The following is a 12,818-nucleotide window of genomic DNA, read 5'->3' on the forward strand; positions in this document are numbered from 1 at the left end:
CGGGGTCAAGCGACAGCTACGACGTCGAGAATCCGCTGGACCACCCGGTCCTGGTCGATGCCCGCGGCTTCGGCTTCAAAGGAAAGAATGATGCGGTGGCGCAAAACGTCGAACAGCACCGCCTGGATGTCCTCCGGGCTGACGAAATCGCGACCGGCCAGCCAGGCGTGGGCCCGGGCGCAACGATCGAGGGCTATCGAGCCGCGCGGGCTGGCGCCGTAGGCGATCCATTCGGCCATCTCCGGGTCGAACTTGGCCGGGGTGCGGGTAGCCATGACCAGTTGCACCAGGTATTCCTCCACGGCATCGGCCATGTACAAACCGAGGATTTCCTTGCGAGCGGCGAAAATCGCCTGCTGGCTGACGCGGCGCTCGGGCTTGGTTTCGCCATGCAGGGCTTCGCCACGCGCCTGCTGCAGAATGCGCCGCTCGACAGCAGCATCCGGGAAACCGATCTTGACGTGCATCAGGAAGCGATCGAGCTGGGCTTCGGGCAACGGATAGGTGCCTTCCTGCTCGATGGGGTTCTGGGTCGCCATCACCAGAAACAGCGGCGACAGCTCATAGGTACTGCGACCGACGCTGACCTGGCGTTCGCCCATGGCCTCGAGCAGGGCCGACTGGACCTTGGCCGGGGCGCGGTTGATTTCGTCGGCCAGTACCAGGTTGTGGAAGATCGGCCCTTGCTGGAACACGAAGCTGCCGGTTTCCGGGCGATAGATCTCGGTGCCGGTGATGTCGGCGGGGAGCAGGTCTGGGGTGAACTGAATTCGATGGAACTGCGCTTCGATGCCTTCGGCGAGCTCTTTGATGGCCTTGGTCTTGGCCAGACCGGGGGCACCCTCAACCAGCATGTGGCCGTCGGCGAGCAGGGCAATGAGCAAACGCTCGATGAGTTTTTCCTGGCCGAGAATCTGCGTTGAAAGAAAGGTTCGCAGCGCAAGCAGCGCTTCACGATGTTCCATCGATGACTGTTCCTGGAAAGGGTGAGCAAAGACGTTCGAATAACGCCAGGGCTGGGGGCGTTACTTTAATCCATAGCAGGGGGGGACGACTAACGGCGATCAGGGGTTTTTCGGCATTTGTGCGGGGTGTTTTGTGAAATTGAAGGTTTTTTTGCATGGGGGGGAAGGAAATGCTGCTCTTGCGGCCGTCATCACGGTAGGAGCTGCCGCAGGCTGCGATCTTTTGATCTTGCTCTTCGGCTTCCCCTAAACCGCCAAAAGATCGCAGGCTGCGCCAGCTCGCCGACCGTGTGGTACGTGATTGATCGGGTGTAGGCCTCCCCCCGAAGCGAGCCTGCTCGCGTCGACGGTAGGTCAGTACAAACACCCACGCCTTGGTGCAGCACCGAGTTATCGGATCTCTTGCATTTCTTTTATGATCGGTGTGAGGCAGGCTCTAGTGTTCAAATCGGCCCATGGGCCTTGATCTACGATCGCACCGTTTCGCATGACGATTACCCGATCAAAGCGCGAAAGGTGTTCAACATCATGGGTTACGCAGATCAGGCCGCGCCCGGCGAAATGGGTAAACAGCAAATCCCAGACAGGGGTAGCAAGTTTGGGTTCTATGGAGGAGCTGGGCTCGTCAAAAAAATTAAAGAGTCCTGGTTTGTTGATCAGGCGTAGCAGAGACAAGCGTTTGGCTTCGCCTCCAGAAATATTGGATGCGCCTTCGGCAATGATTCGATTTCTCACGACATCATCCAACTGCAGGAGTCGTATCGACTCTTGAAGGTTCCGTGAAGGTGGCTGACCAAACAGAACGGACTGATTGAAGCTGCCTTCAAGGAATACCGGCATTTGAGGGCAGTAACGCAGCGCGGCAAGATGCGTGTCGGCGCTCAACCGGGAAACCTCGATTCCGTCGAGTTTCAACTGGCCGCGTACGCAATCGTAAACTCCGGCGAGGGCTTCCAGCAGGGTCGACTTTCCTGCGCCACTTGGGCCTGTGATGGCTATGGATTCACCTTGGTGGATGATCACATTCTGCTTTATGGAGACGCGTTCCAGCTGATTGTCTGTGATCGAGCAAGGCGCTAGCGTTAGTGTCGATTTACCATTGGACGAGATATTCGTTTGCCGTTGAGGGGCATCAAAATCAGGCAGTGAAAGGAGTTGTTGCAGCCTGCGTTGGTCGGCTAAAAACTGGTCCAGTACCCGGTATGCCTCCGACAATCCAGATATGTTTAACAGGAAACTGCCCGCAATAGAGAAGATGGCGACCAATTCGCCGACGCTGATGCTGGGCTGGCCGGACAGCTGATCCATGACTCCCCAAATCAACAATGCGCCGGTAGAAAGGCTGATGAACAGGATTTTTGCCGCGTTCAACATTCCTGCCGAGCTTGCTACCGTGATCGCCGCATTGGCGTAACGCGTGAAGGCCTGGTTCAGCGGTCGAATTGCGCTTTCCTGAGCATTTTCCAGTTTTATCGATTTGCCGGCCTGTAGCGTGCTGAATAAAACGGCGCTTAACTCATCCTCTTGCTCGTTGACAGTGTCTATGTGTTTTCTGCGCCATTTGATGATTCGATGAGTTGCAAGCAGATACAGGCTCCCGAGCAATACCATAGCGACAAACACTTCAGCGCCGCCCATATAAAAAAACACCCCTCCGATCACAATGAACTCAAGGCAGACTGGAAGGCCTACCGTTACAAAGAAGCTCAATAATTGCTCGTGCGCTGTAATACCGCGTTCTACTGATTTGATGAACTGGCCAATTCGTAATGAGCTGAAGTATTGGAACTCCTTGCGCATGAGTTCTCCAGTCCACTCGATGGATGCATCCATGATGACCCTTTGGACTAGCCGGGATAAACAAAATATCTGAAGGGGAGTGATGGCGGCCTGGATACAGCTGACGAGAATGAATCCTCCGATCAGCACCGTTAATGATGTGAGGCCGATGGTGTTGCTGGAAGTAAGGTTGTCGACAATTTTGCCCAATATCAGGGGAGGCCCCATCGTTAAAATTTTTAACGCAATAACCGATGTAATCGTTGTGGCTAAAAGCGGTTTGTGTTGAGCGCATGCTTTCGTCAGAAATTTTCTCATGGCCAATTACTTCGCTAGCAAGTGAGTATTTTCAGGTGGCTGTGGCAATGTTTGCTGAGTCACCGCGAAGTACGTGCTGGGGGACCACAGGAGAACCGTTTCTTATAATGTTGAATCGCTCCAGTCCCGGAATGTAGACCTGTTCAACGACTCCATGATCAGCATAGCTTTTCACTGTCCTCCGATAGATGTCTTTACCGTTATCCAGCAGGTTTCCATGAATGTGATTTATCTGCTCGGAAACACTCAGATGGATTTTATTTTCTCTGTTGCTCAGGAGGGGGAGGTTTATATTTCTGATAGGGTCAAGATGTATAAGTTGGGTGAGCCTCTCAGAGGTGGACAAGAATTCATAAGTTTTTCTATCTTGGTCTTTTTCCATTTCGCCATAGAGGGTGCTGGTTTGAAGCTGCTCTGTGACTGCCCGTTCTATGGCAATGCACACATTCATGGAACACCCTGAACCCAAAGGCGATAGAAAAAAATCTTGAGACGCTATTTTTGGAAAGGCAGCGGAAAAATAAACGCCGAAGAAATTTTTAATAATAAGTATCTGCAAATTATTTGCGGTCTCAAGGGCGTAAGAGTTGTTTTTAAGAGCTGCCTTGAGCAAGTGTTCAGACGGCCTGTACAAGTCAATATTCGTATGCAGCTCACAGAGGCTCATGAACAGAGTCGAAAGAATATGTCTCTCTATAGCTTCGTTTATGCCATGAAGAAGGGCTTCTGCTTGGGTGCAGCCAAACGCTATTCCTGAGTTGGATGAGTAACGGGTAAGGTGGCGTATACTTTGATTGTTATGGGTGTCCTGCACTAACTTTTTCTGGGGGCAAAGAATTACGCTCGGCACGAAGATTTGTTTTGTATCGCATAGCGTTTTGAGTTTGAAGCATTCAATGGGGTCAGTTATTAGAGGAAGGCTGGTGAATAGGCCGTCAGACTCGGTCTGTTTCTGGGATGCGATAGCTTGGCAAGATTGCAAAATCATGGATGTGGAAGAGGGGTGGAGCGTCGCGTAGTGTTCAATGCTTTCAGCTAGCGCGCCAACGAGGCAGTCAGGACCTTTGCCCGCTCCCGACGCGACGAGAGTGTTGCGGTTATCAAAGAGGTCGGCGGTGGCAACGAGTTTTCCGCTGTGTGTGTAGCGAGTAGACGCTCTTAAGTCGAGATTTTTGATGATTGACATGATCCGGTTTTTTGCATCAAAAGTGCTGAGTTCGCGTTCTGACATGATGTGTTCTCTCACCTCGAGATATGGGCCGGAAGAGGCTTTTGCCTCTTTCGGGTCTTTCTTAAATGGTGTTGATTTGTTCATTGGTGAGGGAGTTGAAGAACTTGATTTCCGCCGCTAAAAAGCTAGCGGAAAAATCTACCAGTTGTTGAAGAGCGTCAAACGTATTTATTTCTGAGCGTTTTGATCCCATTTCAGTAACTCCAGTTTTTTGGATTTTAAAAGGCGCATTGTTTGGGTTTGCGCCTTGCTTACGTCAGTTGAGCGCAAGTTATGTATTGATAACAGTACGACTTGTTATGTTCAATTGGGCGAGGTGCGAATTCGTCCTATATCGGCGTAGGTAAAGTCCGGCTGAGGCGTAGGATCAAAGTCGTAGTTGTTGATTAAGTGTGCATAGGTTTTCAATTTATATTGCTGGATCAGTCCGTTAGCATGTTTAACGATGAGTGATAAAAAGGGGAGTGTTTTTTATTCGGGGTCGATAGCAGTCGCCCGGCATTAAATATTCTGAAGGCGAAAAGGAATTTTTCGGCATTTGTGGAGGGGTGATTTGTGCAATTGAGGGTTTTTTTTGCATGGGGAAAGGAAATGCTGCTCTTGCGGACGTCATCACTGTAGGAGCTGCCGCAGGCTGCGATCTTTTGATCTTGCTCTTCGGCATCCCCGAAAACCGCCAAAAGATCGCAGGCTGCGCCAGCTCCTACGCCGACCATGTGGCACGTAATTGATCGGGTGTAGGCATTCCCCCGGAGCGAGCCTGCTCGCGATGCGGTTGATCAGGCACCGAAACCATAGAATTCTTGCGCATTCTTCCAGAGCGCCATTTCGGCTGCGGTTTCACCCAGCGCCTCAATCAGCAACTGAATGTCCGCCACCTCAAACGCCCTCGGCGCTCGTGTCGAAGGTAGGTCAGTGCCAAACATCAATGCCTGCGGGTTGGCGCTGTGAATCTGCTTCAAGGCCGGACCCACCGCAAAGTCCACCCGGCCGAAGCCGCAGGCTTTGACCCGCACGCCGCGTTCGGCCAGTCGCAGAACGCTGGGCAGTCCCTCTTTGCTCAACCCCAGATGATCAATGCTCACCGCGGGTAGCGAAAGCAGTCGCGCTTCCAGTTCCGGCAATTCGCGAGAGTCGATGTACAGCTCCGAATGCCAGCCGACCTGTTCATGCACGCGCCTGGCCAGGGCTTCGAGCTGATCGAGCTGCTCCGAGCCGCCGCGCTTGAGGTTGAAGCGCAGCGCGCGCACGCCTTGAGCGTTCAGTCGGTGCAGTTGGTCATCGGTGACGCTGGCCGGCAGCTGGGTCACGCCAACAAAGCCCTTGCCCAGTCGCTTGAGGGCGGCAATCAGATAGCTCTGATCAAAACCCTGGAACGACCCGGATACCACAGCGCCGCCCACGATGCCCAGCGGTCTGGTCTGCGCCACGTAATCATCGACGCTGAACGCCTGGGGCAGATAGCCGTTGTTGGGGATCAGCGGATAGCCGGGGTCGATGATGTGGCAATGGGCGTCGAAAATGCACGAGGGCATGGCGGGCTCCGTCGGTCGATGGCTCAGGCGAGCTGGCTGATATAGGTACCGGTACCTTTGAGGATGTTTTGCAGGGTTTCTTCAACCTCGGGCATATCCGACGCCGCGGTGCTGTGGTGGATTTCCAGATGGTCGTCGCCATTGAGGGCATCGGCATCGGCGGCGCCGATCTCGATCAGCAGGCGCTCGGCGCTGAGGGTGACCTTCAAGCCATCCAGGGTCGAAGGTTCGCCGTCGAGGGTGATTTCGACTTCATCCTCGTCCGGGTAGCGGGTCATCAGGAACATCTCGCCCTTGTCACTGTGGCAGCAGAGCATGGCCATGTTGTCTTCTTCGTCATCGCAAGGGTTGGCGATCAAATGGGCGGTGGTCAGTTGCATGGGACAATTCCTGGCGCCTGGAGCGCGGTGAAGGCAAACAAAATGCAATTCTGCCAGCCCGAAAGGTTTTCTGCTGACTTGTGTGTTAGAAAATGCACCGGAAACGGAATCAACCTTATCGGTCATTTCTGGTACGCCTGTACCGCAAATAAGCGCTTAAAACCGCCATTTTTCCCCGTGACTGCTAGTGTTGTTCGATGCACAGCACGCGAGTTACGTACCTATGACCGAATATGTCGCAGCATCGCAAGCACGGGCCTTGCCGCACTCGTTAAGCTGCGCAACTGATGGATACCTGTAAAGGCATTGTCAATGTGTTCGACAGTCGTTTTTGCAGATGCCCATCGAAGAAGGTGAATGTGACCCGAGTGTCTCGTCCAGCTTCACCCACCTGTCACCTTGTTTTCTCTGCCCGAGATTCAGGAACAGGGTGACGGATTGCCCCGAAAAGGGGTTACACGCGACGCTTCCATCAATAACAAGCCAAAGCGGAGTACCACAGATGTCGTTCTTCACCGCAGCCAGCAAAGCCGACTTCCATCACCAATTGCAAGCGGCACTGGCGCAGCACATCAGTGAACAGGCACTGCCACAAGTGGCGCTGTTCGCTGAACAATTCTTCGGCATCATTTCCCTGGACGAGCTGACCCAGCGTCGGTTGTCCGACCTCGCCGGCTGTACTCTTTCTGCGTGGCGCCTGCTTGAGCGCTTCGATCACGCGCAACCGCAAGTGCGCGTCTACAACCCCGATTACGAACGTCACGGCTGGCAGTCGACCCACACCGCGGTCGAAGTGCTGCACCATGACCTGCCGTTCCTGGTGGACTCGGTACGCACCGAGCTGAACCGTCGCGGCTACAGCATCCATACCCTGCAGACCACCGTGCTGAGCGTGCGTCGCGGCAGCAAGAACGAGCTGCTGGAAATCCTGCCCAAGGGCACCCAGGGCGAGGGGATCCTGCAAGAATCCCTGATGTACCTGGAAATCGACCGTTGCGCCAACGTGGCCGAGCTCAATGTCCTGAGCAAGGAACTGGAGCAGGTTCTCGGTGAAGTCCGCGTCGCGGTCACCGATTTCGAGCCGATGAAAGCCAAGGTCCAGGAACTGATCGAAGGCATCGACAATAGCCAGTTCCCTATCGATGCCGACGAAAAGAACGAGATCAAGACGTTCCTCGAGTGGCTGGTAGGCAACCACTTCACCTTCCTCGGTTACGAAGAGTTCGTGGTCGGCGATGACGAGAGTGGCGGTCATATCGAATATGACCAGAGTTCTTTCCTCGGCCTGACCAAACTAATGCGCGCCGGCCTGACCGTCGACGATCTGCGCATTGAAGACTACGCCGTCAACTACCTGCGTGAACCGACTCCGCTGTCGTTCGCCAAGGCCGCACACCCAAGCCGCGTACACCGTCCGGCTTACCCGGATTATGTGTCGATCCGCCAGATCGACGCCAATGGCAAAGTGATCAAGGAATGCCGCTTCATGGGCCTGTACACCTCCTCGGTGTATGGCGAAAGCGTGCATGTCATTCCTTACATCCGCCGCAAGGTCGAGGTCATCGAACAGCGTTCCGGCTTCCAGCCCAAGGCTCACCTGGGCAAGGAACTGGCTCAGGTGCTCGAAGTACTGCCTCGTGACGATCTGTTCCAGACGCCGGTCGACGAGCTGTTCAACACCGTGATGTCGATCGTACAGATCCAGGAGCGCAACAAAATCCGCGTGTTCCTGCGCAAGGACCCGTACGGTCGCTTCTGCTACTGCCTGGCCTACGTGCCGCGTGACATCTACTCCACCGAAGTGCGGCAGAAGATCCAGCAAGTGCTGATGGATCGCCTGAAAGCCTCGGACTGCGAGTTCTGGACTTTCTTCTCCGAGTCCGTGCTGGCCCGTGTGCAACTGATTCTGCGGGTCGACCCGAAGAACCGGCTGGACATCGATCCGCTGTTGCTGGAAAAAGAAGTGGTACAGGCCTGCCGCAGCTGGCAGGACGACTACGCGAGCCTGGTGATCGAAAGCTTCGGCGAAGCCCATGGCACCAACGTGCTGGCGGACTTCCCGAAAGGTTTCCCGGCCGGTTACCGCGAGCGTTTCGCTGCGCATTCGGCTGTGGTCGACATGCAGCACTTGCTGAGCCTGAATGAAACCAACCCGCTGGTGATGAGCTTCTATCAGCCGCTGGGGCAGATCGCCGGTCAGCAACAGTTGCACTGCAAGCTGTATCACGCCGATACCCCGCTGGCACTGTCCGATGTCCTGCCGATCCTGGAAAACCTTGGTCTGCGCGTGCTCGGTGAGTTCCCGTATCGCCTGCGCCAGGTCCATGGCCGCGAGTTCTGGATCCATGACTTCGCGTTCACCGCCGCTGAAGGCCTGAACCTCGACATCCAGCAACTCAACGACACACTGCAGGACGCTTTCGTCCATATCGTGCGTGGCGATGCCGAAAATGACGGGTTCAACCGTCTGGTGCTGACCGCCGGCCTGCCATGGCGCGACGTGGCGCTGCTGCGTGCCTATGCCCGTTACCTGAAGCAGATTCGCCTGGGCTTCGACCTCGGTTACATCGCCAGCACCCTGAACAACCACACCGATATCGCTCGCGAGCTGACCCGGTTGTTCAAGACCCGTTTCTACCTGGCCCGCAAGCTGACCGGTGACGACCTCGACGACAAGCAGCTGCGCCTGGAACACGCGATCCTTTCCGCGCTGGACGACGTTCAGGTGCTGAACGAAGACCGCATCCTGCGTCGCTACCTGGACCTGATCAAGGCCACCCTGCGGACCAACTTCTACCAGACCGATGCCAACGGTCAGAACAAGTCCTACTTCAGCTTCAAGTTCAACCCGCACCTGATTCCAGAGCTGCCCAAGCCGGTACCGAAGTTCGAAATCTTCGTGTACTCGCCACGGGTCGAAGGTGTGCACTTGCGCTTTGGCAACGTCGCGCGCGGCGGCCTGCGCTGGTCCGATCGTGAAGAAGATTACCGCACCGAAGTGCTGGGCCTGGTAAAAGCCCAGCAAGTGAAGAACTCGGTGATCGTGCCGGTCGGCGCCAAGGGCGGCTTCCTGCCCCGTCGTCTGCCACTGGGTGGCGGTCGTGACGAGATCGCGGCCGAGGGCATCGCCTGCTACCGGATCTTCATTTCCGGGCTGCTGGACATCACCGACAACCTGAAAGAGGGTGCGCTGGTGCCTCCGGCCAACGTGGTTCGTCACGACAGCGATGACCCGTACCTGGTGGTGGCGGCGGACAAGGGCACTGCGACCTTCTCCGACATCGCCAACGGCATTGCCATCGACTACGGTTTCTGGCTCGGTGACGCCTTTGCTTCCGGCGGCTCGGCCGGCTATGACCACAAGAAAATGGGCATCACCGCCAAGGGTGCGTGGGTCGGCGTACAGCGCCACTTCCGTGAACGCGGGATCAACGTCCAGGAAGACAGCATCACGGTAGTGGGCGTCGGCGACATGGCCGGTGACGTGTTTGGTAACGGCCTGTTGATGTCCGACAAGCTGCAACTGGTCGCGGCCTTCAACCACCTGCACATCTTCATTGATCCGAACCCGGAGCCGGCCAACAGCTTCGCCGAGCGTCAGCGCCTGTTCGACCTGCCGCGTTCGGCCTGGTCCGACTACGACACCAGCATCATGTCCGAAGGCGGCGGGATCTTCTCCCGTAGCGCGAAAAGCATTGCGATTTCTCCGCAGATGCAGGAGCGCTTCGACATTCAGGCCGACAAGCTGACCCCGACCGAACTGCTCAATGCCTTGCTCAAGGCACCGGTGGATCTGCTGTGGAACGGCGGTATCGGCACCTACGTCAAAGCCAGCACCGAAAGCCACGCCGATGTCGGCGACAAGGCCAACGATGCACTGCGGGTCAACGGCAACGAACTGCGCTGCAAAGTGGTGGGCGAGGGCGGCAACCTCGGCATGACCCAACTGGGTCGTGTTGAATTCGGCCTCAATGGCGGCGGCTCCAACACCGACTTCATCGACAACGCCGGTGGCGTGGACTGCTCCGACCACGAAGTGAACATCAAGATCCTGCTCAACGAAGTGGTGCAGGCTGGCGATATGACCGAGAAGCAACGTAACTTGTTGCTTGGCAGCATGACCGATGAAGTCGGCAACCTGGTACTCGGCAACAACTACAAGCAGACCCAGGCGCTGTCCCTGGCGGCCCGCCGTGCCTACGTGCGGATCGCCGAATACAAACGCCTGATGAACGACCTCGAAGGCCGTGGCAAGCTGGATCGCGCCATCGAATTCCTGCCACTGGAAGAGCAACTCAACGAGCGCGTCGCGGCGGGCCATGGCCTGACCCGGGCCGAGCTGTCGGTGCTGATCTCCTACAGCAAGATCGACCTCAAGGAAGCGCTGCTCAACTCCCAGGTGCCAGACGACGCTTACCTGACGCGTGACATGGAAACCGCGTTCCCGCCGACCCTGGTCAGCAAGTTCGCCGAAGCCATGCGTCGTCACCGTCTGAAGCGCGAGATCGTCAGCACCCAGATCGCCAACGATCTGGTCAACCACATGGGCATCACCTTTGTTCAGCGCTTGAAAGAGTCGACTGGCATGAGCCCGGCGAACGTTGCCGGTGCCTATGTGATCGTGCGTGACATCTTCCATCTCCCGCACTGGTTCCGTCAGATCGAAGCCCTGGACTACCAGGTTTCGGCTGACGTACAACTGGAATTGATGGATGAGCTGATGCGTCTGGGCCGTCGGGCTACCCGCTGGTTCCTGCGCAGCCGTCGCAACGAGCAGAATGCTGCCCGTGACGTCGCACACTTCGGTCCGCACCTGGCAGCGTTGGGCCTCAAGCTCGACGAATTGCTGGAAGGCCCGACCCGCGAAGGCTGGCAGACCCGTTATCAGGCGTATGTCGCCGCCGGTGTTCCGGAGTTGCTGGCGCGCATGGTTGCAGGCACTACGCACCTGTATACCTTGCTGCCGGTCATCGAAGCTTCGGACGTTACCGGTCAGAACCCGGCGGACGTGGCCAAGGCCTACTTCGCCGTGGGCAGTGCGCTGGACATTACCTGGTACCTGCAACAGATCAGCGCTCTGCCGGTGGAAAACAACTGGCAGGCCCTGGCTCGTGAAGCGTTCCGCGATGACGTCGACTGGCAGCAACGGGCGATCACCATCTCGGTCCTGCAAATGGGCGACGGCACCCAGGATGTGGAAACACGCCTGGCGCTGTGGATGGAGCTGCACAACGGCATGATCGAACGCTGGCGCGCCATGCTGGTGGAAATCCGTGCCGCCAGCGGCACTGACTACGCCATGTATGCGGTGGCCAACCGTGAGCTGCTGGACCTGGCGTTGAGCGGGCAAGCGGTGGTTGCTGCCACGCCGGAGCTGGCGAAGAGCGGTCCAACGGTGGTTGCTGCCACTGCCTGATTGAGTGCTGAATGAAAAAAACCCGCATCGAAAGATGCGGGTTTTTTTCGGCCTGAAAATCATGTGTTGGCTGATCTGACGCCATCGCGAGCAAGCTCGCTCCCACCTGGATCGTCGGTGTGCACACTCTCTGCGATACACAGCAGATCCCCTGTGGGAGCGAGCTTGCTCGCGATGAGGCACTGCCAGTCACCACAAATTGTGTGCCTTACTTCTTCAACGGCGTCAGCACTTCATCCTTCTCACCCATCAATATGAACACCAGCAACTTCGCCGGTTTGGTGGCGCTGGCGTTGGCCGAGACCGGGTGTTTGGAACCGGCCGCTTCGTACCAGGATTCGCCGGCCTTGTAGGTGATCGCCTTTTCATCGTTGACCTGGGAGGTGACCTCACCCTCCAGCACATAGGCCATGGCCGAGCCTTGGTGCATATGCGGCACGCTGGCCTGGCCCGGGGCGTAGTCGACGGTGAGCATCATGGCTTTGTTGCCCGGTGCGTTGGTCAGTGCATGTTCCTGCAGGATATTGAGTTTTTCCTTGCCGTAGACCGGGTCGTGGGCGAAGGAATTGAGGGAGGCCAGCATGGCCAGGCCGGCGAAGATCGAAGTTGGGAAGTTCATGATGGGTACCTTTGCATGGTTGGAGGCGTGATTCTCGGGAAAGAACAGGAGGCCAATGGGCTCAGTGATTGAAGTCCAGACGGCTGGCCACACGGTTGTCGATCAGCTCGATAAACCCTTGCAGCGCTGGCAGTGCGAAGTGCGACTCCATGAACTGGCGGGTCTGCCAGTGGCCGCTGACGATCCACCGGTCGGGGATGACCGGGCACGGTTGCACGGTGTAGTCGAGGCAGCCCGGGGCTTCACGGATCGCTTCGGCAATCCGCGCCAGGTGCAGGCCGAGCTCATCTGAACGGCCGTGGACGGCCTGGATCCGGACGGTGTTGATCGCGCTGCTGTGCATGGCGGGTTCTCCTGTTGCTGGCTTGGGAGTTCGTGAGAAGAAGAGTAGGGCTGCGCTCTTTCAACACCAATATCCAATCCGCGGGAAAACCACTGAGCCAATCAGGCGATCTGTTTGAGAATATCCCGGACCTTGTCCAGCGCAGGGTCGATGTCCAGGGTCTCGATCGCCCCGAAACCGATGAACAGCCCGCTTTTGACCGGCGTGTTGTGGAAGAAGCTGTCCAGCGGGT

Annotated in this window: 8 protein-coding genes; 1 reads left to right on the top strand and 7 read right to left on the bottom strand. The window is 56.7% G+C overall.

Features of this window, described 5'->3' with window-relative positions; all coding sequences use genetic code 11:
- Nucleotides 1-5: 5 nt before the first annotated feature.
- The 5 genes from F8N85_RS07020 to F8N85_RS07040 form a co-directional block, all read right to left on the bottom strand.
- A complete protein-coding gene (locus tag F8N85_RS07020; RefSeq protein WP_150640839.1) occupies nt 6-965 on the bottom strand; it encodes an AAA family ATPase in 960 nt (319 codons plus the stop codon).
- Between the two features lie 390 nt (nt 966-1,355).
- Entirely contained in the window at nt 1,356-3,062 is a 1,707-nt protein-coding gene (locus F8N85_RS07025; protein WP_150802923.1) for an ATP-binding cassette domain-containing protein, read from the bottom strand.
- 31 nt (nt 3,063-3,093) lie between these two features.
- Nucleotides 3,094-4,293: a YcaO-like family protein gene (locus F8N85_RS07030; RefSeq protein ID WP_191636130.1), complete on the bottom strand. Its 1,200-nt coding sequence runs from the start codon at nt 4,291-4,293 to the stop codon at nt 3,094-3,096.
- Nucleotides 4,294-5,072: 779 nt separating this feature from the next.
- Nucleotides 5,073-5,828 (bottom strand): amidohydrolase family protein, encoded by a 756-nt coding sequence (locus F8N85_RS07035; protein WP_150802925.1) that lies wholly within the window; start codon nt 5,826-5,828, stop codon nt 5,073-5,075.
- Nucleotides 5,829-5,851: 23 nt separating this feature from the next.
- Nucleotides 5,852-6,208 (bottom strand): hypothetical protein, encoded by a 357-nt coding sequence (locus tag F8N85_RS07040; RefSeq protein WP_150802926.1) that lies wholly within the window; start codon nt 6,206-6,208, stop codon nt 5,852-5,854.
- A gap of 502 nt (nt 6,209-6,710) precedes the next feature.
- On the opposite strand from F8N85_RS07040, the gene F8N85_RS07045 reads away from it, so the two are divergent.
- Complete coding sequence (locus tag F8N85_RS07045; protein ID WP_150802927.1) at nt 6,711-11,624, top strand: NAD-glutamate dehydrogenase; 4,914 nt, start codon at nt 6,711-6,713, stop codon at nt 11,622-11,624.
- A gap of 208 nt (nt 11,625-11,832) precedes the next feature.
- Here F8N85_RS07045 and F8N85_RS07050 read toward each other — a convergent pair whose 3' ends face one another.
- On the bottom strand, nt 11,833-12,243 hold the full coding sequence (locus F8N85_RS07050; protein ID WP_150802928.1) for a cupin domain-containing protein: 411 nt from the start codon (nt 12,241-12,243) through the stop codon (nt 11,833-11,835).
- A gap of 61 nt (nt 12,244-12,304) precedes the next feature.
- Nucleotides 12,305-12,586, bottom strand: a complete 282-nt coding sequence (locus tag F8N85_RS07055) for a putative quinol monooxygenase (RefSeq protein ID WP_150802929.1) — start codon at nt 12,584-12,586, stop codon at nt 12,305-12,307.
- Nucleotides 12,587-12,818: the final 232 nt, after the last annotated feature.

This window comes from Pseudomonas fluorescens, from assembly GCF_902497875.1.
In the GTDB taxonomy this organism is placed as follows: Bacteria; Pseudomonadota; Gammaproteobacteria; order Pseudomonadales; family Pseudomonadaceae; genus Aquipseudomonas; species Aquipseudomonas fluorescens_BR.